The organism is Streptomyces sp. PA03-1a, from assembly GCF_033792805.1.
Taxonomy (GTDB): Bacteria; Actinomycetota; Actinomycetes; order Streptomycetales; family Streptomycetaceae; genus Actinacidiphila.
The window spans coordinates 1-23,555 of record NZ_JARAVO010000147.1; the positions used below are offsets into that span (position 1 = coordinate 1).

Consider the following 23,555-nt stretch of genomic DNA (forward strand, 5'->3'; position numbering starts at 1 on the left):
GTGCGGGGGGGGGGGGGGGGGCGGGGGTGACGGGGTCGGTGGGGAAGCCGTCCGGCGGCAGGGCCGACCGCAGCTGCACCGGCGGCAGCGCGGGCGCGAACCGCACCATCATCGGCAGGAACCGGGTCGCCACCGAGCCGAGGGCGCGCGGTACGAGCCGCATCCTGCCGCGGAGTTCGCCCACCGCGGCGGCCTTCTCGGCGACGTGCGGCAGCAGTGGATGGCCCGGTGGCAGCCGCTCCACGAGCGCGCGCAGCATTCGCTCGGCCTCGGCGGCGTCCGCGGCCTCCCAGTCCACGACCGCGCGGGCGGCCAGCAGCGAGGCCCGGTTCACCTCGTAGGTCCCGTTGTCGTCCGGCAGGCCCTCGGCCCGGTACGCCTCCAGGTGGCCCATCGCCTCGTCGATCGTCGCGCGGGCCGGCGCCCAGGGCAGCGTGCACATCAGCGCCGCCGCCAGCGCGAAGTGGACGCTGCGCATCTCGTGCCGGTCCCGGAGCCCGCCCATGGTGCGCCCGCTCGCCGCGGCCAGCGCCAGCCGCCCGCCCCGCACGGCGACGTCCACCGCCTCCCGGTCCCGCGGGTGGGCCCGGACCCAGGCGATCCCGGCGAGCACCGCCACCCGGCCCGCGTCCGGGGCGTCGACGTGCCCGGGGGTGACCGCGGCGAAGGCCTCCCGGGCACGCGCCCACAGCGCAGGCAACTCGTCCGTGGCCCCGCACTCGTAGCGGATCAGCGCGCAGTGCGCGAGCCGGGCGAGCAGCCCGGGACGGCACAGGTCGTCCGCAGGCAGCGTCGCCAGCAGCGCCGCCGCCCCGCCCTCCAAGGGGTCCGCGGGATGGAACGGCTGCTGGGCGGGGCCGGACGGGTAGCGGGCGGCGACGGCCACGAGGTCGTCGGGCGAGCGGTGCTGGGTCTGCGCCCCCAGGTGGTGGCGGACCTCGGGCGCGGTGCGGAAGTCGCCGTGCAGGTGCGCCAGGGTGCGGTCGGCCAGTTGCAGGTGCAGGACGAGCCGGGCGCGCAGCGGATGGTCGCGGGGCGCCGTGTCCAGGCCCAGCACGATCAGCGCGAGGGCGGCGGCGGCCGGGGCGCGGCCGTCCTCGCCCCGCCAGGACTCCCGCAACAGGTCCTCCGCCGCCCGCAGCAGGCTCCCGGGCGCCGGTCCGGCGCCGTCGACGAGGCGGCCGGTGCCCGGCGGCTCCGCCAGCGCGAAGCGCCTCAGCATGCGGTCCACGGCCGCGCGCGCGTCCGTCATCAGCCGCCCCCGATCCCCGTTGCCGGCGTCGCGGCAGGATAGCGCGCCGCCCGTGACCGGCCGCTCACTCCGGGGTACGGCGGAGCAGGCTTCGCGGCCGATGAGAACCGGCGCCCCAGGCCGCTTACGATCGGTGCAGAGCCCACACCTCGTGGCGGCCTCGGGGCCTCGTCGAGGCCGTCCATGGATCATCCGACGATTCCGCAGCCGGAGGGGCGCGATGGAAGACCGCGGTATCCGACAGGCGCTGGACCGGCACTGGGCAGCGTCCGCCGCCGGGGACCAGGACATCGAGCACGAGATCTATCACGACGACGTGATCACGGACTATCCCCAGTCGGGTGAGCGCATCCATGGCCGGCGCAATCTCCAGGCACTGCGCTCGGGTCACCCCGCCAAGCTCGACTTCACCATCCGCCGGATCCTCGGCAGCGGGGATCTTTGGATCACCGAGTACGAGATCGCCTACGACGGGAAACCGACACCGACCATCAGCATCATGGAATTCCGCGACGGCAAGGTCGCGCACGAGACCCAGTACTTCGCGGACGCGTTCGCCCCGCCCGCCTGGCGGGCCCGATGGGTGGAGCCGATGCCCCGCTCCTGAGTCCGCGGCGATCCGCCCGCGTGGTGCGCTCGCCGGTGCGTGGTCACGCCGCGGTGCGGCGGACCGCGTCCCGCAGGACCGCGGCGGCGCCGCCGTGCGCGTACACCTGGCGCTGCCGGCGGGCGCCGGAGCCCTGGGAGGTCAGGCGGTCCACGCCGGCGCGGACGGTGTACAGGTCGCCAGCGTCCTTCAGGGCGTCCTCGACGTGGGCGACCAGGGACTCGACGACGTCGTGCGCGCTCGCCGGACGGAAGGTACGCGGATGGAGCAGGGCGCCGTCCAGCCCGGAGCGGCTGGCCCGCCATGAGGCGAGCCGGAGCAGGGACACGTCGTCGCCGGGCGCGGGGCACCCGTCGGCCCACTCGCGGGCGGCGGTCTCGACCAGGCCGCGCACCAGCGCGGCCAGCACCACCGCGTCCTGGTACTCCGGGCACACGTCGCAGACGCGCACCTCCACCGTGGGGAACTTCGCCGACAGCCGGGCGTCGAAGTAGAGCATGCCCTGGTCGAGCAGGATCCCCGTGGCCAGCAGCCGCGACACCGCGGCGCGGTACCCCTCGGCGGAGCCGAAGCCGCGGGTCGGCCCGGCGGTGGGCCAGCGGCCGAAGACCTGGTAGCGGTAGCTCGCGTACCCCGTGTCGGCGCCCTGCCAGAGCGGCGAGTTGGAGCTGAGCGCCAGCAACGGCGGCAGCCAGGGGCGGATGCGGTCGACGACGGCCACGCCCTCCTCGTCCGACTCGACCCCCACGTGGACGTGACAGCCGCAGGTCAGGGTCTCCTGCGCGGTGAGGCCGAAGGACTGGGCCATCCTGCGGTAGCGGCCCCTGGGGGTGAGCCGGGGCGGCACCGCCATCGGGGAGGTCCCCAGCGCCGCCACCGCGACGCCCTCCGAGCGGGCGAGCCCGGCCGCCCGGCGGCGCCAGGAGCGCAGCTCCTCCCGGAGCTGGTCCAGGGTGACGCAGGGGGAGCTGTTCAGTTCGAGCTGCTGTTGCTGCAGCTCGGCCACCAGTTCCCGGGGCCAGGGGCCGCCGTCCAGCACCGCGTCGGCCACCGCGCGCGGTTCCCCGGACCGCGCGTCCACCAGGAGAAGCTCTTCTTCCACTCCCACGGTGCGTGCCACGTCCTTCCGATACCCGCTGAGCCCGCGGCTATCCGTCGGCGGGCCTCACCCGGCGGACAGGAGGTGGTCCATGGCGCGCCGGCACAGGTCGGCGGCCTCCTCGCCCACCGTGGACGTCACGCTCAGGAACAGCCGCCCGCCCAGCCCCACCACGATCACCAGCGGCGCCCCGGACAGGCTGGTGTGCGCGGCCCCGTGGACGGCGGCCAGCCGCAGCGGCCCGTACGTCCCGGGAAGGTCCAGGCGCGTGTTGCTCACCGACACGTCGAACCGGGGGCCGCGCGTCTCGCCGCGCCGCAGGAGGGCGCCGACGGCGCGGTGCGGCAGGAACGAGGTCAGCCGGAAGACGCGCACGAGCGGCCGCAGCTCCTCCGGGGTGAGCCGGGCGTGGATCCCGGCCCGCGCGGCGCGCGCGGCAGCCCACAGGTCGTCGGTGCCGCCGTCCACGGGGACCACGAAGCTCGCCGCGTACAGGCCCATGGCCTCACCGGGCGACGGTTCCAGCACCCGGCGCAGGTCCGCCGCGACCGCGATCCGCGCCGGGCGGCCGGGCGCGGCGGCCCGTGCGAAGGCCGCGCACAGGGCGGCCTGCAGCGTCGCGCCCTGCGCCCGGCACCGCTTGAGCAGCAGCTCCGTCTCCTCGCGCTCCAGTGACCACGCGTGGTAGGCGAGCCGCCCGTCCGAGGGGTAGGGCGGCCGTACGGGCCCGCCCAGCGCGCGGGCGGTCTTCAGCAGGTCCCCGGGGTGGGCGCGGGGGCCGGGGATCAGCTCGTCCGCGGGTGCCGCCAGCACCGGCACCGGGCCCGCGTCCGACGCGTCCGACGCTTCCGCCGCGGCCCTCCGGTGTGCGCCGGGCGGCCGTGCCGGGCCGGGCAGGGGGGTGCCCGCCGGATCGGGCCCCCCGAGGTGGGTCAGCAGGTCGCGCATGACGACGCCAGCGGAGACGGCGTCGGCCACCAGGTGGTGGTAGACGGTGACGAGGTCGAAGGCCTCGCCCGCGTCGACGAGCACGAAGCGGGCGAGGGGACCCGTACGGGTGTCGAAGGGCCGCTGGAGCTCCTCCTCCACCACGCGGGACCAGGCGCCCGCACCGGCGTCCGGGACCACCCGCACCCCCGGGTCCGGCACCCCGGCCGTGGTGAGCCGCCCCTGCCACGGCCCCGGGTCGGCGATGCGGACGCCGAGCAGGGGGTGGCGGCGGCGCACGGACGCCACGGCCGCGCGCACGCGCCCGGGCGTGGTGCGGCCCTCGACCCGGGCCACGGCGGCGATGTTGACCGGGAGCCGCTCGCCCGCGGCCCAGATGACGCGTTCGTACGGGGACAGTCGGCGGCGCATGGGGGTGCTCCCCCTTCCGGGGTTCCTGGTGGGGTTCCTGGCGGGGCGGTCAGCGCTTCAGGGCGCCGCGCAGCCCCTCGGGCAGCGTGACGGCGGGCCGGTACGGGAGGCGGCCGCCGGGGGCGCAGGTCCACGCGGGGTGCAGCGCTTCGGCGACCTTGTCGGGGTTGAGCGCCGACGAGCTGCCGAACAGCCGTGCCGCGGCCATGGCCAGCGGCCCGGGGATGTGCACCACCCGCGGCGCCCGGCGCCCGAGCGCGGCCGCCACGGCGGCGCCGATGTCCTCCCAGCGGTGCTCGGTGCCGTCGCAGACGTGGTACGTGCCCACGTCCGTCGTGCCGGGGTCGGCGGCGGTGATCAGCGCCCTGCACAGGTCGTCGACGTGGATCAGCGAGTAGTGCCGCGGCCCGGGCCGGCCGACCGCGGGCAGCAGGCCCGTACGCACCGCCGCCACCAGCCGCGGCAGGAACTCCGGGTCACCCGGGCCGTAGACGATCGGCGGCCGGACCACGACGGCCGGCAGCCGGTCCGCCGCGTCCCGCACCGCCCACTCGCCGCCGAGCTTGCTGCGCCCGTACGCGGAGACCGGCTCCGGCGGCGCGTCCTCGTGACGCCGCCGCCCGGGGCCGGAGGCGGCCAGCGACGAGCAGTACACCAGGCGCGGCGGCACGGCGGCGACCGCGGCCGCCTCGCACAGCCGCCGTGTGCCGGCGGCGTTGACGGCGGCGTAGGCGCGGGGGTCCCCGGCCTTGGTGACCCCCGCCAGGTGGACGACCCGGTCCACGCCCCGCAGTGCGACGGCCAGCCCCTCCCCGGTGGCCAGGTCACCGGGCACGCTGCGGGCGCCGGGCACGTCGCGGCCGCCGCGGACCAGCGCGGTCACCTCGTGGCCGCGGGCGGTGAGGTGGCGTACGAGGTGGCCGCCGATGAAGCCGGTGGCGCCGGTCACGAGGTACCTCACCGCAGGCCCCCGCCGTCGCGCTCGTACAGCCGGTGCGTCCTGAAGTGCACCCCGCCCATGGCCTGCGCGTGCCGGTTGGAGCCGCGGTTGTCCTCCAGGATCCAGGACAGGTCGGTCTCGGTGTAGCCGAGCCGGAACGCGGCGCGCTGCGCGTCGGCGAGCAGCACCGCCACCAGCCCCCGGCTGCGGTGCTCCTTGCGCACGCCCGAGGTGCCGCCCCTGACACGGGTGATGCGCCCCATGGCGCGGCTGATCCGCAGCATGCCGACCGGCAGTCCCCAGGTGGTGAGCCTGCCCCGCGCGGTGCGCAGCGCCTGGTTCACGTCCGGCACCCACAGCGTGAAGGCGGCCGGCTCGCCGTCCACCTCGGCGATCCGCACCAGCTCCGGGTGGAGGACCGATTTCAACTGTGCGGCCATGTGCAGGAACTCGGCGTCGGTCAGCGGCACGGAGGCGTAGTTCTCGGCCCAGGCGTCGTTGTAGATGTCCTTGATGACGGCCATGTCGGCCTCGTAGCGGTCCGGGTCGAGCGGCCGCACCCGCACGGCCGGGTCGGCCAGGGTGCGCGCGGCGACCCGGGCGATCGCGGCGGGCGGCTCGCCGTCGGGGGGCATCGGCACCAGCCAGGACAGCAGGTCCTTGGCCTTGCCGAAGCCGCAGCCGGTCAGCAGGTCCGCGTAGTACGGCGGGTTGTAAGGGATGCCCACGCTCGGCGGCCCGTCGAAGCCGTCCACGAGCAGTCCGCACTCGTCGTTGACGGAGAAGCTGAGCGGGCCCAGCATCCGGGTCAGCCCTCGCCCGGCCAGCCAGTCGGCCACCGCGTCGAACAGGGCCCCGGCGGCCTCCAGGTCGTCGGCGCACTCGAAGAGCCCGAAGTGACCGCACTTGTAGTCGTGCCGCTCGTGGAAGCGGGGGTCGGTGACGGCCGCGATCCGGCCGACGGTCCGGCCCCCCCGGCGGGCGAGGAAGAGCCGCGCCTCGGCCGTCTCGAAGAAGGGGTTGCGGCGCGGGTCGAGGAAGGCGCGCACCTCGCGCTCCAGCGGCGCGACCCAGTGCGGTTCGTCGCGGTAGAGCGCGTACGGCAGCCTGATGAAGGCCGTCGTGGCGGCGCGGTCCTCGACGGGGGTGACGGTGACGGCGTTCACCGGGCCACCGCCTGGGCGGGCAGGTCCGGGACGAGGCCGACCCGGCGGCCGGCGGCCGCGAAGGCGCCCAAGATCCGCTCCAGATGGGCGTCGGAGTGCGTGGCCTGCACGGTCACCCGGATCACGCAGCGGCCCTCGGGGACGGCGGGGGCACCGACCGCGTTGGTGAACACGCCCTCGTCGAGCAGGGCCTGCCACATGCGGGCGCACACGGTCGCGTCCCCGATGAGGACGGGCACGACCGGGGTGACCGAGTCGCCCGTGTCGTAGCCGAGCGCGCGCAGCCCCGCCCGCAGCGCCTCCGCGAGGGCGAGCACGCGCCGGCGCCGCCAGGGCTCGGCCGCGGCGATGCCGAGCGCGGCGATCCCGGCGGCGAGGGCGGCCGGCGGCATCGACGCGGAGAAGAGGATGGAGCGGGCGCTGTAGCGCAGGTAGTCGATGACGTGCGCGGGACCGGCGAGGAACCCCCCGGTGGAGCCGAAGCACTTGGACAGGGTCCCGGTGAACAGGTCGACCCGGTCCATGAGGCCGAAGTGGTCCGCGACACCGCGCCCGCCAGGGCCGAGCAGCCCGATGTCGTGGGCGCCGTCGACGACGAGGCGGGCGCCGTGCCGGGCGGCGAGCTCCGTCAGCTCGGGGAGCCGGCACAGGTCGCCGTCCATGGAGAACATCCCGTCGGTGACGACGACCTTGCCCGCGGCCGGTTCCGCGGCCGTGGCCTGCTCCAGGAGCGTGTCCAGCCGCACGGTGTCCGAGTGCGGGTACAGGACGCGGCGGGCCGCGCCGAGCCGGATGCCGTCGACCAGCGAGGCGTGGTTGGACATGTCGCTGAAGGCGATGTCGCCGCGGCCGAGCAGGGCGGCCACGGCGAGGTTCGCCTGGAAGCCGGTGGTGACCACGGCGGCCGCCTCGGTGCCCAGGAAGTCCGCGATCCGCTCCTCCAGTTCGCCGTGGAGGGGGAGGGTGCCGTTGAGGGTGCGCGCACCGGAGCAGGAGGCGCCGTAGCGGGTCAGCGCCTCGGCCGCGGCCGCCGTCACCCGGGGGTCCGTGGACAGGCCCAGGTAGTCGTTGCAGCCCGCCATGACGACGTCCCGCCCCTCGACGACGGCCTCCCCGTCGCCCGCCATGTGCAGGGATCGGTAGAAGGGCCGGACGCCCGTCTCCACCATGGCCCGCACGAAGGTCGACGACGACAGGTCCTTGCGGAACGCGTCGGTGGCGTCCTGGATTTCGGTCACTGGCCTTCGGTCTCCCTTAGGTGAGGGGCGAGTGGATGGTGAGCCGGGCGATGTCGGCCATGCTCGGCCCGGTGTGCCGCACCGGCGGGGCGGCGGCCCGGGCGCCGGGCAGCTCGCGGGCGAAGGCCCGGGCGAAGGCGAGCGCCTGCGCGCGGGCCAGATGGGACCCGAGGCAGTAGTGCAGGCCGCCGCCGAAGGCCAGCAGCCGCTGCGCCGGCCGGTCCGCGTCGAAGACGTGCGGGGCGGGGAAGCGCGCCGGGTCGCGGTGCGCCGCGCCGATGAGCGCGTGGACGACGCGTCCGGCGGGCACCGGGCGGCCGCCCAGCTCGGTGTCCGCGTCCGCCACGCGGGTCACGACCCGTCCCGGCGGGTCCCAGCGCAGCAGTTCGTCCGTGAGCGGCCCGGCGAACCCCGGGTCCTGGCGGATCCTTTCGGCAGACGCGGGGTCGGTGATCAGCGTCAGCGCCGTGCCGGCCAGCAGGGCGGCCGTGGTGGGCACCCCCGCGGAGAACAGCGTCAGCAGCAGATAGCGGGCCCCTGCCGGGTCCTCGGCGGCCCACCGGGACAGCAGGTCCCCCGTGGGGTGCCGGCGGCGCTCGGCCAGCGCGCGGTCGTACGCGTCGAGCAGGGACAGCGCGGCGGCGTCCGCCCGCCGTACGACGCTGGGCGGTGCGGCGAGCTCCTCCACGCGCACCATGGCGGCGCTCTCGGCGGCGAGCCACCCCCGGTCGATCCACTCCGGCAGCCCGGCCATCTCCGCCAGGACCGCGGTGGGCAGCGGCCGGCAGACCCGGGCGACGACGTCGGCGGCGCCGTCACGGCGCACGGCCGCGGCGAACTCCCGCACATGGCGGTCGGTGAGCGGCTCCACGAGCCGCTCCGCCGCCTCCCGCACGACCCGCGGGGCCAGCACCGCGTTGAGCGGACGCCGGCGCGCGGTGTGCTCCGGCGGATCCTGCTGCAGGGGCGTCTCGCACAGCCCGACCGTGCTCTCGCTCTCCCGCCACCCGGGGCGGTGGGCGTCGCGCCACCGGGCCCCGAGGGTGAGCCACTCCCGCCCGGTCAGCACCTGCCGGCACTCCTCGTACCCCGTGACCAGGAGCGCGCCCCACGGCGTCGGCACGAGCGGGCCTGCCGCGGCGAGTGCGTCGTACGCCGTTGCGAGCGCCTGCGGCTCCACGGCTCTGCGCCACTGCCGGACGAGGCCCGCCGCGGAACGCGCGTCAAGGGCGGTGGGCTTCGGGGACAGCATCACGTGGCTCATGTGTCAGGAAACGGACTTCGGCTCGGAGGCAGGAGGGGGAGCGTCGCGGGGCGCACGGGGCGGCGTACGCCGGACTGGCGCCCCTGAGAGTGCTCTGCCGGAGGTGTTCCGATCCAGTCACATAGGCACTTTTCACCCACCCGTGAACGTAATTCGCCTTTCCCCCGCGCGGTCCGCTACGGTCGACCGTCCGTGTCCGGACCGCCCCGTGTCCCCCGCAGGTGCCATGGGCGCGGATGCGTGTACGGCGTATCCGTGACGGGGATCGCCGGCGGTGCCCCCGCCGGCGGGGAAGCGATGTGCCGGGCGGACCGTGGGGCCGGTGCCCGTGGTCGGCGCCCGATGGGGCCGCTCGCATCCGTCGAGGCCGCGCCGCCCGCTCGCGACCCCCTTGCGCTGCGATCGGGGCCTCCCGCGCCCCGCACGTCTGCCGTGCTGGTCACCGCCACCTGTCGCACCGCCGCCCGGGGTGGCGCCGGGGGAGGAATAGCCCGATGAGGCATCTCGTTGGACGGGGTGGTTGAATAATCAACAACATATCGTGAGACGACGGAGGAGGGTGAAGCCGGTGCAGTTCGGGATCTTCACTGTGGGTGACGTGACCATGGACCCCACGACCGGCAGGGCGCCGACCGAGCACGAGCGGATCAAGGCCATGACGGCGATCGCGCTCAAGGCCGAGGAGGTGGGCCTCGACGTCTTCGCGACCGGTGAGCACCACAACCCGCCGTTCGTGCCCTCGTCCCCGACGACCATGCTCGGCTGGATAGCCGCCCGCACGGAGAGGCTGATCCTCTCCACCTCGACCACGCTGATCACCACGAACGACCCGGTGAAGATCGCCGAGGACTTCGCGATGCTGCAGCACCTGGCCGACGGCCGCGTCGACCTGATGATGGGCCGCGGCAACACCGGACCGGTCTACCCCTGGTTCGGGCAGGACATCCGGCAGGGCATCCCGCTGGCGGTCGAGAACTACGCGCTCCTGCACAAGCTGTGGCGCGAGGACGTCGTCGACTGGGCCGGCCGCTTCCGCAGCCCGCTGCAGGGCTTCACCTCCACGCCCCGCCCGCTGGACGACGTGGCCCCCTTCGTCTGGCACGGCTCCATCCGCTCGCCGGAGATCGCCGAGCAGGCCGCGTACTACGGCGACGGCTTCTTCCACAACAACATCTTCTGGCCGGCCGACCACACCAAGCGGATGGTCGAGCTGTACCGCGCGCGCTACGCGCACTACGGCCACGGCACCCCGGAGCAGGCCATCGTCGGCCTCGGCGGCCAGGTGTTCATGCGGAAGAACTCGCAGGACGCCGTCCGCGAGTTCCGGCCGTACTTCGACAACGCGCCGGTGTACGGGCACGGTCCGTCGCTGGAGGACTTCACCGAGCAGACCCCGCTGACCGTCGGTTCGCCGCAGCAGGTGATCGAGAAGACGCTGGGCTTCCGCGAGTACGCCGGCGACTACCAGCGCCAGCTGTTCCTGATGGACCACGCGGGACTGCCGCTGAAGACCGTGCTGGAGCAGCTCGACATGCTCGGCGAGGAGGTCGTGCCGGTGCTGCGCGAGGAGTTCGCCAAGGGCCGTCCCGCGGACGTGCCCGAGGCCCCGACGCACGCCTCGCTGGTCGCCCGCCGTGACGCGCAGGTCCAGGAGGAGAAGGAGAAGGAGGCCGCGAAGTGACCGCCGCACCCCTCAAGCTCGTGGTCGTCTCGGCCGGCCTGAGCACGCCGTCGTCCACGCGGCTGCTCGGCGACCGGCTCGCCGAGGCCGTACGCCGGGCCGTCGCGGACGGCGGCCGCACCCTCGACGTGCGGGTGGTCGAACTGCGCGACCTGGCCGTGGACATCGCCCACAACATGGTCACCGGTTTCCCCGGTCGCGCCCTGGCGGACGCCGTCGCCGCCGTCACGGAGGCGGACGGCCTGATCGCGGTGACGCCGGTCTTCTCGGCCTCGTACAGCGGGCTGTTCAAGTCGTTCTTCGACGTCATCGACAACGACGCGCTGGCCGGCAAGCCCGTGCTGATCGCCGCCACCGGCGGTACGGCCCGGCACTCGCTCGCGCTGGAGCACGCCCTGCGGCCGCTCTTCGCCTACCTGCGGGCCGTGGTCGTCCCGACCGCCGTGTACGCGGCCTCGGAGGACTGGGGCGGCAGCGGCGACGCGCTCACCGACACCCTGCCGACCCGTATCGTGCGCGCGGCGGGCGAGCTGGCGGCGCTGCTGGTGACGCGGCCCCCGGCCCCGGTGACCGCGGCCGATACGGTCGTTCCGTTCGCACAGCAACTGGCCGCCCTGCGGCCCGAGTAGGAGAGACGATGGCACTGCGCGTCGCCGACAACCCCGGCAAGTCCCGTTTCGAGATCTTCGACGCGGCGGAGGAGGGCGGTGCCGAGGAGGTGGCCGGCTTCGCCGAGTACCACCTGTACCGGGACCAGATAGCGTTCATCCACACCGAGGTGGACCCCCGTTTCGGCGGTCGCGGGCTCGGCGGCGCCCTCGCCCGGGCCGCGCTGGACGCGGCCCGCGAGCGGAAGCTCGCGGTGCTGCCGTTCTGCCCCTTCATCCGTGCGTGGATCGGCAAGCACCCTGAGTACGTGGACCTGGTGCCGGAGGGCGAACGCCCGCGCTTCGGCTTCTGAGGCCGGCGGGGTCTCCGGGGGCCTCCACGGCAGACGGCGGGCGGGCCGGAATGGATTCGGTTGGTTGAATGTTAAACCGACCGTGCGAGGCCCGGACCGGGCCCGCCGAGACTGCCGAGGAGGGCGTCATGCCTGCCGTGACCGTGGAGAACACCCTGCTGCTGCCCCGTGTCGCCGGGCCCGACCCGCTGACCGCCGAGCAGCGCCCGGTGCGCAGGGTGACCGCCGCCCCTCAGGGCTTCGAGGGCGAGGGCTTCCCGGTGCACCGCGCCTTCGCCGGTGTGCCGACGCGGGAGCTCGACCCCTTCATCCATATGGACCAGATGGGTGAGGTCGAGTACGCGCCGGGCGAGCCCAAGGGCACGTCGTGGCACCCGCACCGCGGCTTCGAGACCGTCACGTACATGATCGACGGCCGCATGGAGCACCAGGACTCGCACGGCGGCGGAGGCACGATCACCGACGGCGCCACGCAGTGGATGACGGCCGGCAGCGGCATCCTCCACATCGAGGCGCCGCCGGAGGAACTGGTCGTCTCCGGCGGGCTGTTCCACGGCGTCCAGCTGTGGGTGAACCTGCCGCGGGCGAACAAGTGGAACGCGCCCCGCTACCAGAGCATCGAGGGCCCGGAGGCGGCGCTGCTGTCCTCGCCCGACGGCGGCGCGCTGGTCCGCGTCATCGCCGGCGAGGTCGCGGGCCACGCGGGACCGGGGAGCACCTTCACCCCGATCACGCTGGTCCACGCCACCGTCAGTCCCGGCGCGCGCCTGGTCCTGCCCTGGCGGCCGGACTTCAACGCCCTGGCCTACGTGCTGTCCGGGCGCGGTACCGCCGGAGCCGAACGGCGCCCGCTGGACGCGCACCAGCTGGCCGTGTTCGGCAGCGGCGACACCCTGACCCTGGAGGCGACCGACCACCCCGACAGCCGCACCCCCGCCCTGGACGTCCTGATCCTGGGCGGCCGCCCGATCCGCGAACCGGTCGCGCACTTCGGCCCGTTCGTCATGAACACCAAGGCCGAGGTCATGCAGGCCGTCGAGGACTTCGAACGGGGCCGGTTCGGACGGGAGCCGGCCGGTCACATGCCGCACACCGCACCCGGAGAGGAGCTCGCGTGAACACCACCACCAACCACGGGTCCTACGCCGCCTACGAGGAGACCACGGCGGAGCGCTGGGCGCGCGCCGGGCTCTACTTCGAGGCCAAGGAGTACACCGAGGCGGCCCGGCTGCTCACGGCCGTCGTCGACGAGGTGCCCGAGCAGGTCGCCCCGCGCCTCCTGCTCGCCCGCGCCTACTACCACTCCGCCCAGCTCGGCCGTGCCGAGGAGCAGTTGCGCGTGGTCGTCGAGCGCGACCCGGTCGAGCACTACGCGCACCTGATGCTGGGCCGGACCCTCCAGCGGCAGGGGCGCGAGGCCGAGGCCGCGCCCTGGCTGCGGCTCGCCGCGGCCTTCGCCGGGGAGCTGCCCCCGGAGGACTGACCGGTGCCGGGCCCCGGACCGGGGCCCGGTGGCACACGCGGCGCCGCCGCCCTAAAGCCTGGGCAAAGAGCCTGGCCGGGGCGGCGGCGCCGGGCGTATGTTCCCCTGCGGCTTCGGCAACTACTACGGGGGGAAAGCCGTGTCCGCACGTTCCGGCACGTCGTCCGCGCTCGGCTGGGCGCTCACCATCACCTTCAACATCGTCCTGCCCATCCTCACCTACGGCCGGCTCACCGACGCCGGCTGGAGCGAGTTCTCCGCCCTGCTCGTCTCCGGCGTGTGGCCGGTGCTCGACACCGCCATCACGCTCGCCTGGCGCCGCAAGGTGGACGAGTTCGCCGTCATCACCCTCGTGTTCCTGGTGATCACCGTCGTCGTCACCGTCGTGGGCCCGCACTCCACGCGCCTGCTGCTGGTCAAGGACTCCGCGGTCACCGGCCTGTTCGGGGTGGTCTGCCTGGCCAGCCTGCTCGCGCCCCGGCCGCTGATGTTCTACTTCGGGCGCAAGTTCGGCACCAACGGCACCAAGGAGGACGCCGAGCGGTTCGACGGCCTGTGGCAGTACGAGGGCTTCCGCCACGTCATCCGCACCATGACCGTCGCCTGGGGGGTCGGCTACATCCTCGAGGCACTCGCCAGGATCGGCCTCTCGTACAAGCTGTCGACCGCCACCATGGTGACGGTCAACTCGGTGATGGCGTACGCCGTCACCGGTGTCCTCATCGCGTGGACGATCCTCTACGGCCGGCGCGCCGCCGCCCGTGGCAAGGAGCGGGAACGGCAGGCCGCGGAGGCGGCGGCGGAGGCGGAGGCCGTCCGGGCCGGCGAGGCCGCCGGGGCGCCAGGCGCACCCGGGGCCTGACGGTAACCGCCGCGCATCGCGCACGTCCGGCGGTCCGGGCGGCATCGGGGGCACGTGCCGCCACGTCGGCCGGGGCAGGTCGTGGCCACCGGCCGGTCGTTGCCGGTAGACCGGCTGCCATGGACAGTGAGACCGAAGGACAGCGGCGGCCGGTGGTGGTCACGGAGCGCGGCTCCGTGCGCGGGGTGACCGGGGAGGGGGGCGTGGCGGCCTTCCGCGGGATCCCCTACGCGGCGTCGCCGGTGGACGCGTTGAGGTTCGCCCCGCCCGCACCGCACCCCGGCTGGGCCGGCGTGCGCGACGCGGCCCACGCCGGCCCCGAGGTGCCGCAGGCGCCGTCCCGGCTGGCGGTCGTCATGGGCCCGCGCGAGCCGCACGGGGACGAGGACGGCTGCCTCACCCTCAACGTGTGGGCGCCCGAGGGGGCGCTCGAGGCCGGTGCCGATCCCCGGGCGGTGCTGGTGTGGTTCCACGGCGGCGGCTTCACCACCGGCTCGGGCGGCTGGGACTGGTACGACGGCACGCGGCTCGCCGCCCTCGGCGGCATCGTCGTCGTCACCGCCAACTACCGCGTCGGCCCGCTGGGCTGGCTGTACCTGCCGGAACTCGGCGCGGACAACCTCGGCAGCCGGGACCAGGCCGCGGTGCTGCGCTGGGTCCGCGACAACATCGCGTCCTTCGGCGGTGACCCCGCGCTGGTCACGGTGGGCGGGCAGTCGGCCGGCGCGTATTGCGCGCTCTGCCTCGCCGTCGACCCGGGCACGCACGGACTCGTCCGGCGGATGCTCGCCGAGAGCGGGCCGTGGGGGCTCGCACCGCGGGAGCCCGCCGAGGCGGCCGAGGTCACCGCCGCCTATCTGCGGCTCCTGGGCGTCACGCACCCGCCGGAACTGCGGGAACTGCCCGCGGAGCGGCTCGTGTCGGCGTACGGGCGGCTGTCGGCCGAGCGCGCCCGGCCCGGCGACGTCGCCCCACCGATGCACCCGGTGCTCGGCGGGGCGGGCCTGCCCCGCGCCCCGATGGCGGCGGTGGCCGCGGGCGGCCTGGACGGCACGGACGTCCTGCTGGGCAGCACGCAGGACGAGATGACGGCCTTCCGTGCCGCCTCGCCCGCCGGCTTCCCCGACGCGGCCGGGACCGAGCGGGTCTTCGGGGCCGGGGTCACCGCGATCGCGGCCCACTGCGCCGAGCGGGGCCGGCCCGCGTACGCCTACCGCTTCACGCGGCGCCCGCCCGGGGACGACGGCACCCTGGGCGCCACGCACTGCGCCGAACTCCCCTTCCTCTTCGGCGATTTCGCGGCGTACGCCGACGCCCCGATGCTGGGCCCGGTGGACGACGCCGACCGCGCCCTCGCCCGGGCCTTCGGCGGGGCGCGGGCCGTGGCGGCCGTACGAGCCGGGGACGGCCGCCACGGTGAGGCGGTTCGGGCCGCCGGTTCATTAACTCTTCCGGGGGATCGCACAAATATTCGAACACGGGATACGCTGCGGGCATGTCGACTTCAGGCGATGAGCGAGACCTCTTCTCGGATCCCGACCGGACCGCGCCCCTCACGGCGCGCGGTCCGGCGCCCGCCCTCGACCCGTTCCGGACCCCTGGCTCCGCGGGCGCGTCCACGGCCCCGGCCGCGCGCGCGGTGGACGGCCCGGGGCGCGGGGCCATAACCCCGCGCCCCGGCGCCGAGCGCTGAGCCCGACCCCGCTGGGCGGCCTTGCGCGGACTTTCGGTGGGGAGTGGCCGCCCTGGTCACGCCGCCTCCGACAGGACGGTGAGGTACATGGGCGAGGCTCCGGCCGTCGGCCCGGCGCCGCGGCGCACGGTGCGGGACGAGTTGTCCGGCTCGCTAAACATCACCCTGCCGGGCGTTCACGCGGCCCTGGCCCGGGTGGAGGGCCCGGGGCTGCCGACCGCGACGATCGTCCGCGAAGGGGAGGCACGGGACCACGCCCAGGCCCCGGTGGGCACCCGCGCCGCGGGACGGCTGACCTTGACGGTCGGCGGCGACGCGGCCGGGCTGCACCTCGGGCCGAGGGGGCTGACCCGCTCCTCGTCCGGCGTCCGTGCCGAGCTTCCGGGCGGGGCCTGCCGTTTCGAACCGGTCAGCTCCCACAGCAGTGTGGTGTGGCGCGACGGGCAGCAGGTGGCCGCGTTCGGGAGAGCTCCCCGTCGCCGCAGGACGCCGCCGTGGGCTACCTGCCGGCGACCGCCTTCGGCACGGGTGCCGCGAGCACGGGCACGCTCATCGTCGAGGCCCTGATGGGGATGTTCGGCGCCTGCGGGCCCTGAGCCGGGTGGGGGTACGCCGGGGCCCGGCCCCCGTGGCGACGGGGGCCGGGCCGGAGCGTCCTCGTGGCGTCCGCCGGTTCAGCGGCCCACGCCGGAGGGCTCGACCGGTGCCGGGGCGGTGACCGGCCGCACCGGGGCGGGCTCGACGCCGGCCTCGTCGTGGGTCATGTCCGGCAGCCAGCCGAGCCACTTGGGCAGGTACCAGTTGCGCTCGCCCAGCAGGGCCATCACCGCGGGGAGCAGCACACCGCGGATGACGGTGGCGTCGATGAGCACCGCCGCGGCCAGGCCCACGCCCATCTGCTTCATGCTCTGCATGGACAGCGTGCCGAAGATCGCGAAGACCGCCACCATGATGACCGCGGCGCTGGTCACCACACCGGCCGTCGTCGTGATGCCGTGCCGGATCGCGCCCTGCGTGGTCAGCCCCCGCACCCGCGCTTCCCGGATCCGGGAGACCACGAAGACGTGGTAGTCCATGCTCAGCCCGAAGAGGATCACGAACAGGAACAGCGGCAGCCAGGCCACGATCGCACCCACGCCCTCGGCGCCCACCAGGCCGGCGCCCCAGCCGTGCTGGAAGACGATGGTGAGGATGCCGTAGGCGGCGCCCACCGACAGCAGGTTGAGCACGATCGAGGTGACCGCGATGGTCAGCGACCGGAAGGAGAGCAGCATCAGCAGGAAGGCGAAGGCCACGACGAAGGCGAAGACCGGGGGAACCGCGTCGCCGATCTTGTCGGTGAAGTCCATCGAGGCCGCGGTCGAGCCGCCGATGGGCGCCGTGACGCCGGCCACCTCGCCCAGGGTGCCCGGGCGCACCTCGTCGCGCAGGACCTTCAGCGAGGCCTCGGCCCTCTCCTCGTCCGTGCCGCCCGTCAGCGGCACCTTGAGGACGGCGACGCCCGCCTTCTCGTGGAGCTCCGTCTCCACCGGCCCGGGGGAGGCGCCCTTGGCCACGGCCTCCCGGGAGAAGGCGTCGATGGCCTGACGGACCTCGGGCGAGGTGATGTCCGAGGCCTTGACGACCACCTGGGCCGGGTCCGGGCCGCCCGGGAACGCCTTGTTGATGTCCTCGTACGCCCGCACGACCGGCAGGCCGTCGCCCAGTTCCTGGCTCAGCGTCAGGTTCGCGGTGTTCAGGCCGACCGCCGGGACGGCCAGCGCGACCAGTGCCCCACCGGCGACCGCCGCCGCCACCACCGGGCGGCGCAGCACGCCCGCGAGGACCGCCCGCCAGATGCGGGACTCCCCGCTCGGCCCCTTGCCCCGGCGGCGCAGGAAGGGGATCCGGCCCTTCTCGACCCGTTCGCCCAGCAGGGACAGCAGCGCGGGCAGCACCGTCACCGAGCCGAACATCGCCACGGCCACCACCATCATCGTGGCCAGGCCCATCGCCTTGAAGTCGCCGATGCCGGTGAAGAGCATGCCCGCCATCGCCACGATCACCGTCACGCCGGAGACCAGCACCGCCCGGCCGCTGGTGGCCGCCGCGATCCGCAGCGCGGTCTGCGCGTCGTGTCCCGCCTCCCGCTCCTCGCGCTCACGCCGCAGGTAGAACAGGCAGTAGTCGACGCCGACCGCCAGGCCGACCAGCAGCATCACGGAGTTGGCGGTGTCGCTCATGTGCACCCCGTGGCTGACGACGGCCACCAGGCCGGTCGTCGCGAGGAAGGCCGTCATCGCCAGCGCCACCGGAAGCAGCGCCGCCACCAGCGCGCCGAAGGCGATCAGCAGGATGCCGAGCGCGACCGGCAGAGCCGAGTACTCGGCGCGCTGGAAGTCGCTGCCGAAGGCGTCGTTGAAGACCTTCTCCGAGCTGGCCTCGCCGAACTGCTCGACCTTCAGGTCGCGGTGCCGGTCCTGGACGCCCTGGACGGCGTCGACGACCGGCTCGACCCGGTCGGGCGCCGTCTGCGGGTCGCCGCGCAGGTCGAACCTCACCAGTGCGGACCGGCCGTCCTCGGAGACCGCTCCGACGTCGTACGGCGACTGGACGGAGGCGACCTCGCCGGTGCCCTTCACCGCGGCGACGACCTCCCCGACCACGGCCCGGAACGCCGGGTCGGTGGCCTTCAGGGAGCCCCCGGCCGCCTGGACCAGCACCATCTCACCGGCCGGCCCGTCGTTCAGCCCGGCGTCGTCCAGGATGGCCACCGCCTGCCCGAACTCCCCGGGCACCTCCTCCCGGTCCGTCAGGTCGACCCGCCCGGCCATCGAGCCGATGACCAGCGCGAGTACGACGAAGAGCAGCCAGCTCCCGACCGCCGTCCAGCGGTGCCGGGCGCTCCAGCCGCCCATGGCGGCGGCGATGCCCTGCCCGCGTACCGTCCCCGCGGTACGTGCCCTGCCGTGTGCGCTTGCCACGGTTGCGAACCCCCTCGAAGCCGGGCGGTGGAACCTCACCACCGCCTCGCCCTCGACGCTATGGGTCCACGGGACGGCACCCCATCCGGCTGACAGGTGAACCGGCGGAGGGTTTCTCCTCCCCAGGGAGTGGGGAAAACCCCCGCCCACGGGAGTGTTGCCCCCTACAACGACCGCCGTCGCGGTGCCCGGCCGCACGCAAACGGGATGCGACGGCCCCGGGGTGCGGCGCCCGGCCCCGGGCTACTGCCGGTAGCCCGCGAGGAAGCGGCCGATGCGGCTGATGGCGGCGTCCAGGTCGTCGGCGCGGGGGAGGGTCAGGATGCGGAAGTGGTCCGGGCGCGGCCAGCTGAAGCCGGTGCCCTGGACGACCTGGATCTTCTCGCGGAGCAGCAGGTCGAGCACGAACTTCTCGTCGTCGTGGATCCGGTGCACCTTCGGGTCCAGCCGGGGGAAGGCGTAGAGCGCGCCCTTGGGCTTGACGCAGCTGACGCCGGGGATCTCGTTCAGCTTCTCCCAGGCCTTGTCGCGCTGCTCGTGCAGCCGTCCGCCGGGCAGGATCAGGTCCTTGATGCTCTGCCGGCCGCCGAGCGCGGCCTGGATCGCCTGCTGGGCCGGGACGTTGGGGCACAGCCGCATTGAGGCCAGCATCGTCAGCCCCTCCAGGTAGCTCCTGGCGTGCTGCCGGGGCCCGGTGACGACCAGCCAGCCGGAGCGGAAGCCCGCCACGCGGTAGGCCTTGGACAGCCCGCTGAAGGTCAGGCACAGCACGTCGGGGGCGAGCTGGGCGGCCGAGTGGTGGACGGAGTCGTCGTAGAGGATCTTGTCGTAGACCTCGTCGGCGAAGACGACCAGGTGGTGCCGGCGCGCCAGGTCGAGCATGCCTTCGAGCAGTTCGCGCGGGTAGACCGCGCCCGTGGGGTTGTTGGGGTTGATGATGACCAGCGCCCGCGTACGGCTGGTGATCTTGGAGGCGATGTCGTCGAGGTCGGGGAACCAGTCCGCCTGCTCGTCGCAGAGGTAGTGCACGGCCTTGCCGCCGGCCAGGTTCGTCACGGCCGTCCACAGCGGGAAGTCGGGGGCAGGGATCAGCACCTCGTCGCCGTCGTCCACGAGGGCCTGGACGGCCATCTGCACCAGCTCGGACACCCCGTTGCCGAGGAAGACGTCGTCCACGCCGACGTCGGCGAGCCCGCGCTCCTGGTAGTGCTGGGCCACCGCCCGGCGGGCCGACAGGATGCCGCGCGAGTCGCTGTAGCCGTGCGACGTGGGGAGCGTGCGGATGATGTCCTGCAGGATCTCCTCGGGCGCCTCGAAGCCGAACAGCGCAGGGTTGCCCGTGTTGAGACGCAGGACGCTGTGCCCGGCCTCCTCCAGCGCGTTGGCGTGCTCGATCACCGGCCCGCGGATCTCGTAGCAGACGTCCGCCAGCTTGCCCGACTGCTTGTACTCCATGCGACGGCCTCCCGACCCGGTCCCGCGATCCTGCGCGGTACGCTGCTCTCCTTGGTTTTACCAAGTACGCGCTTGGAAAGTCCAACCACTTGTCTACACTGGGGATCATGCCGCGCCGAAGTTACGACCAGTACTGCGCCGTCGCCCGCGCCCTGGACACCGTCGGGGAGCGCTGGACGCTCCTGATCGTCCGGGAGCTGCTGGCGGGTCCCCGCCGGTACACCGACCTCCACGCCGACCTGCCCGGCGTCAGCACCGACGTCCTCGCCTCCCGGCTCAAGGAGATGGAGCGCGACGGCCTGGTCACCCGCCGCCGCCTCGCGCCGCCCGGTGCCGCGTACGTCTACGAACTCACCCGGCGCGGAGAGGAACTGCTCCCCGTGCTCGGCGCCCTCGCCGAATGGGGCGCGCCGGAACTGCAGGACCCGCGGCCCACCGACGCCGTCCGCGCGCACTGGGCGGCCGTGCCCCTCATGCGGCACCTCGCTGCGCTCCCCGGGGTCCCCGCCGGAGTGGTCGAGGTCCGCCTCGACGAGGGCGCCTTCCACATCGAACTCGGCGGTGGGACCCCCTCGTACGCCGACGGCCCGGCCAAGCGCCCCGACGCGGTGCTCGCCGTGCCCGCGGGCGCCGTCCGCGGCATCGCGGAGTCCCTGCGCGACGGCGGCGCCGAGGTCACCGGCGACGGGCCCCTCGCCGACGCCCTGCGCGGTGCCTGACCGCTGTACGGTGCGGGCATGGAACGTCGGCGCGTCGAACTCGGCCCGGTGCAGGAGACCCTGCTCATACCGCTGCACGCGAGGGCGGCCGAGACGCGCCGCAGGCGGCCGCTGACCCGCGACCCGCGGTCGGTCGAACTGGCCGGTGCCCTCGACTACGACATCTCGCGCATCGGCGGCCGGCTGAGGCTGCTCGGCCCGGTCTTCCGGGGCGTCGTCCTCGACGACTGGGTGCGCGAGTTCCTGGACGAGCACCCGTCCGGCACCGTCGTCGAGATCGGCGCCGGCCTGAACACCCGTTACGAGCGGGTCGACAACGGCACCGCCACCTGGGTCGAGGTCGACCTGCCGGACGTCATCGCGCTGCGCCGCGAGCTCTTCGCCGAGCACGCGCGCCGCCGCATGGTCGCCGGTTCGGCCGCGGAACCGGACTGGGCGGCCGCCGTCGTGGCGGCGCCCGGCCCCTACCTCTTCGTCTCCGAGGCCGTGCTCATCTACCTCACCGAGGCCGGGGCCCGTTCCGCCGTGGACGTCATCCGCGACCGGTTCCCCGGATCGGTCCTCCTGATGGACACCGTCGGCTCCGCCGAGGCGCGCCGACCGCGCGCCGTCAACGTCGGCTGGAGCTGTGACGATCCCCGTGAACTGGCCGCGTGGGGCCTGCGGTTGCGCGACTCCCGCACGCTGTGGGACCTCCCGCCGCAGGCCCGCGCCCGGCTCACCCCGGGCCGCCGCGTCCTGAGTGCGCTGCTCGACCGCGCCTCGCGCGCCGGCGGTTCCCGGCTCAACCGCTTCGACGTCGGGGCCTAGGGCACCGGCGGAGCGGCGCCCCAGACCGGTGGTACGGCCGGGTGCCGTTCGCGGAGCCGGGCGACCCGGGCGGTGATCCCCAGGACGAGGCCCGTGATCGCCAGCGTGAGGCCGAGCAGCGCCGCCAGGGCCGGCAGCAGCGCGCTGCCGCGGTCCTCCAGAACCCGGGCCCGCACCCCGGCGGCGGGAAGGGTGCCCGACTGCTCGCGGAGGAACCAGCGGGAGTCCCTGGAGTCCGCGCGATGGTCGCCGAGCAGGAAGAGCCGCCCCTCGGGCACCGTGACGTCGAACGCGGGCGCGCCGCCCGACGGATCCCCGTCCTTCACGTACGGCTCGGACAGCTCCTTGCCGTTCACCGTCACCGGCCCGCCGCTCCGCTCCGCGACGCGGTCGCCGCCCGTGCCGATCACGCGCTCCAGCACCAGCCCGCCGTACCGGTCCTGCCCGTCGATCAGCACCACGTCGCCGCGCCGGACCTCGTCCCCGCCCACCCGCTCGAACAGGAGCCGCTCACCGGGGGAGTAGGTCGGCTCCATGGCCGCGCTCGAGACGGTGCCCGTCGTGTAGCCGGTCCGGGCCGTCACCACCGCACCGACCGCGAGCACCAGCCCCACCGGTCCGAGCACCCACGCCGCGATGCGCCGCCGTCTTCCCGCCGCCTCTTCCATGACCCCTCCCGAATCCGTGCACGGCACACTAGACGACCGCCGTCCGGCCGGAACCGTGGCCCCCCGGGCACCGCCCCGGTACCGTCGTCCGGGAACACCGGGGGGTGGGGGTTGTCCGCTACGCACGTCCGCGCGCAGGTGGCGTCCTTCGCCGCGGCGCCCGTTCTGGCGGTCGCGGCCGCGGTCGCCGCCGTGCTGACCGCGCTGTCCGGCCGTTACGGCTTCCACCGCGACGAGCTGTACTTCCTCGTCGCCGGCGACCACCCCGCCTGGGGTTACGTCGACCAGCCCCCGCTCACCCCGCTCGCCGCCCGCCTGTCCACCGCGGTCTTCGGCGAGACGCCCGCCGGGCTGCGGGTGGTGGCCACCCTCGCCTGCGCCGCGACGGTCGTGGTCGTCGCCCTCGTCGCCAGGGAACTGGGCGGCGGGCGTCCGGCGCAGGTGCTCGCGGCGGTGTGCACGGCGGTCTCCGGCTTCGTCCTCGCCGTCGGCCACCTGGTCTCCACCGCCACCTTCGACGTGCTCGCCTGGGTGGTCGTCTGCTGGATCCTGCTGAGGCTGCTGCGCACCGGGGACGGCCGGCTGTGGCTCGCGGTGGGTGCGGCCCTGGGCGTCGGCCTGGAGAACAAGTACCTGGTCGCCCTGCTGGCCGTCGCGCTCCTCGCGGCGCTGCTCGCCACCGGCCCCCGGCACGTGCTGCGCGGTTGGTGGCCGGTCGCCGGAGCCGCGGTGGCGCTCGCGGTGGCCCTGCCCGGCCTGTGGTGGCAGGCGGCGCACGGCTGGCCCCAGCTGACCGTCGCGGGCGGCATCAGCGCGGACGACGGCGCCGAGAACCGCGTCCTGTTCGTGCCCCAGCAGATCCTCTTCCTCTCACCGGTGTTCGTGCCGGTGTGGATCGCGGGCGGGCTGCGGCTGTGGCGCGATCCCGCGCTGCGCTGGGCCCGTGCCTTCGCCCCGGCCTACGTCTTGCTCGCCGTCCTGGTCGTCGCTTCCGGCGGCAAGCCGTACTACTGCCTGCCGTTGCTGCTCGTGCTGCTCGCCGCGGGCTGCGTCACGTCCGTCTCCCGGCCGCGCGCCATGTGGCCGGCCGTCGCGGTCACGGCGGTCATCAGCGCCCTGATCTCGCTGCCGGTGCTCCCGCCGCGCGGTGTGGCCGTCGTGAACGCCGTCAACAAGGAGCAGGGCGAGCAGATCGGCTGGCCGCAGCTCGCCGCCGCCGTCGCCGACGCCTGGTCGGACCTGCCCGCCGCCGACCGCTCCCGTGCCGTCGTCCTCGCGCAGAACTACGGCGAGGCCGGCGCCCTCGCCCATTACGGCCCCGCCCGGGGCCTGCCC

21 protein-coding genes are annotated in these 23,555 nt (G+C 74.7%); 11 read left to right on the plus strand and 10 right to left on the minus strand.

Translation table 11 applies throughout. The annotated features are described in order from the left end of the window. Window positions 1-1,252, minus strand: a 1,252-nt coding sequence (locus PV341_RS28625; protein ID WP_500359326.1) for a hypothetical protein, incomplete at its 3' end; no start/stop codon positions are given. A gap of 220 nt (window positions 1,253-1,472) precedes the next feature. On the opposite strand from PV341_RS28625, the gene PV341_RS28630 reads away from it, so the two are divergent. Continuing rightward, a complete protein-coding gene (locus PV341_RS28630; protein WP_500359328.1) occupies window positions 1,473-1,859 on the plus strand; it encodes a nuclear transport factor 2 family protein in 387 nt (128 codons plus the stop codon). Window positions 1,860-1,902: 43 nt separating this feature from the next. Here PV341_RS28630 and PV341_RS28635 read toward each other — a convergent pair whose 3' ends face one another. From PV341_RS28635 to PV341_RS28660, 6 genes are read right to left on the minus strand one after another with little or no spacing between them, the layout of a single operon-like run. Continuing rightward, entirely contained in the window at window positions 1,903-2,979 is a 1,077-nt protein-coding gene (locus PV341_RS28635; RefSeq protein ID WP_500321771.1) for a carboxylate-amine ligase, read from the minus strand. A gap of 45 nt (window positions 2,980-3,024) precedes the next feature. Then, the gene (locus PV341_RS28640; protein ID WP_500321769.1) at window positions 3,025-4,317 is read right to left on the minus strand and encodes a condensation domain-containing protein; all 1,293 of its coding nucleotides are present in this window, start codon (window positions 4,315-4,317) and stop codon (window positions 3,025-3,027) included. A 49-nt stretch (window positions 4,318-4,366) separates the two neighbouring features. Continuing rightward, window positions 4,367-5,278, minus strand: a complete 912-nt coding sequence (locus tag PV341_RS28645; RefSeq protein WP_500359330.1) for an NAD-dependent epimerase/dehydratase family protein — start codon at window positions 5,276-5,278, stop codon at window positions 4,367-4,369. Then, window positions 5,275-6,423, minus strand: a complete 1,149-nt coding sequence (locus tag PV341_RS28650) for a GNAT family N-acetyltransferase (protein WP_500359331.1) — start codon at window positions 6,421-6,423, stop codon at window positions 5,275-5,277. Before PV341_RS28650 ends, PV341_RS28645 begins: the two co-directional genes overlap by 4 nt. Beyond that, window positions 6,420-7,661 carry an aminotransferase class I/II-fold pyridoxal phosphate-dependent enzyme gene (locus PV341_RS28655; RefSeq protein ID WP_500321763.1) on the minus strand — a complete coding sequence of 414 codons (1,242 nt, stop codon included), beginning with the start codon at window positions 7,659-7,661 and terminating at the stop codon, window positions 6,420-6,422. The genes PV341_RS28650 and PV341_RS28655 overlap by 4 nt, the downstream gene beginning before the upstream one ends. A 16-nt stretch (window positions 7,662-7,677) precedes the next feature. Beyond that, complete coding sequence (locus PV341_RS28660; protein WP_500359333.1) at window positions 7,678-8,925, minus strand: cytochrome P450; 1,248 nt, start codon at window positions 8,923-8,925, stop codon at window positions 7,678-7,680. Between the two features lie 568 nt (window positions 8,926-9,493). On the opposite strand from PV341_RS28660, the gene PV341_RS28665 reads away from it, so the two are divergent. From PV341_RS28665 to PV341_RS28695, 7 genes are all read left to right on the plus strand, one after another. Beyond that, window positions 9,494-10,606: an LLM class flavin-dependent oxidoreductase gene (locus PV341_RS28665; protein ID WP_500359335.1), complete on the plus strand. Its 1,113-nt coding sequence runs from the start codon at window positions 9,494-9,496 to the stop codon at window positions 10,604-10,606. Further along, window positions 10,603-11,235, plus strand: coding sequence for an FMN reductase (locus PV341_RS28670; protein ID WP_500321759.1), 633 nt, complete (start codon window positions 10,603-10,605; stop codon window positions 11,233-11,235). Before PV341_RS28665 ends, PV341_RS28670 begins: the two co-directional genes overlap by 4 nt. 8 nt (window positions 11,236-11,243) lie before the next feature. Then, window positions 11,244-11,567, plus strand: coding sequence for a GNAT family N-acetyltransferase (locus tag PV341_RS28675; protein ID WP_500321757.1), 324 nt, complete (start codon window positions 11,244-11,246; stop codon window positions 11,565-11,567). Window positions 11,568-11,695: 128 nt separating this feature from the next. Continuing rightward, on the plus strand, window positions 11,696-12,685 hold the full coding sequence (locus PV341_RS28680; protein WP_500321755.1) for a pirin family protein: 990 nt from the start codon (window positions 11,696-11,698) through the stop codon (window positions 12,683-12,685). Continuing rightward, complete coding sequence (locus PV341_RS28685; RefSeq protein ID WP_500321754.1) at window positions 12,682-13,050, plus strand: tetratricopeptide repeat protein; 369 nt, start codon at window positions 12,682-12,684, stop codon at window positions 13,048-13,050. The genes PV341_RS28680 and PV341_RS28685 overlap by 4 nt, the downstream gene beginning before the upstream one ends. 139 nt (window positions 13,051-13,189) lie before the next feature. Next, window positions 13,190-13,912, plus strand: a complete 723-nt coding sequence (locus PV341_RS28690) for a VC0807 family protein (RefSeq protein WP_500321753.1) — start codon at window positions 13,190-13,192, stop codon at window positions 13,910-13,912. Between the two features lie 119 nt (window positions 13,913-14,031). After that, entirely contained in the window at window positions 14,032-15,579 is a 1,548-nt protein-coding gene (locus tag PV341_RS28695; protein WP_500359337.1) for a carboxylesterase family protein, read from the plus strand. A gap of 700 nt (window positions 15,580-16,279) precedes the next feature. On the opposite strand, the gene PV341_RS28700 is transcribed toward PV341_RS28695, so the two are convergent. Further along, on the minus strand, window positions 16,280-18,502 hold the full coding sequence (locus PV341_RS28700; RefSeq protein ID WP_500321995.1) for an MMPL family transporter: 2,223 nt from the start codon (window positions 18,500-18,502) through the stop codon (window positions 16,280-16,282). A gap of 309 nt (window positions 18,503-18,811) precedes the next feature. Beyond that, window positions 18,812-20,023 carry a pyridoxal phosphate-dependent aminotransferase gene (locus tag PV341_RS28705; RefSeq protein WP_500321748.1) on the minus strand — a complete coding sequence of 404 codons (1,212 nt, stop codon included), beginning with the start codon at window positions 20,021-20,023 and terminating at the stop codon, window positions 18,812-18,814. 104 nt (window positions 20,024-20,127) lie between these two features. Here PV341_RS28705 and PV341_RS28710 point away from each other — a divergent pair, with 104 nt between their 5' ends. Further along, the gene (locus PV341_RS28710; RefSeq protein ID WP_500321994.1) at window positions 20,128-20,742 is read left to right on the plus strand and encodes a winged helix-turn-helix transcriptional regulator; all 615 of its coding nucleotides are present in this window, start codon (window positions 20,128-20,130) and stop codon (window positions 20,740-20,742) included. Window positions 20,743-20,760: 18 nt separating this feature from the next. Beyond that, window positions 20,761-21,552 (plus strand): class I SAM-dependent methyltransferase, encoded by a 792-nt coding sequence (locus tag PV341_RS28715; RefSeq protein WP_500321746.1) that lies wholly within the window; start codon window positions 20,761-20,763, stop codon window positions 21,550-21,552. Here PV341_RS28715 and lepB read toward each other — a convergent pair. Next, complete coding sequence (gene lepB / locus PV341_RS28720) at window positions 21,549-22,220, minus strand: signal peptidase I (protein WP_500359338.1); 672 nt, start codon at window positions 22,218-22,220, stop codon at window positions 21,549-21,551. The genes PV341_RS28715 and lepB overlap by 4 nt on opposite strands. A 111-nt stretch (window positions 22,221-22,331) precedes the next feature. On the opposite strand from lepB, the gene PV341_RS28725 reads away from it, so the two are divergent. Further along, the coding region (locus PV341_RS28725) for a glycosyltransferase family 39 protein (RefSeq protein WP_500359339.1) at window positions 22,332-23,555 on the plus strand (1,224 nt) is incomplete at its 3' end.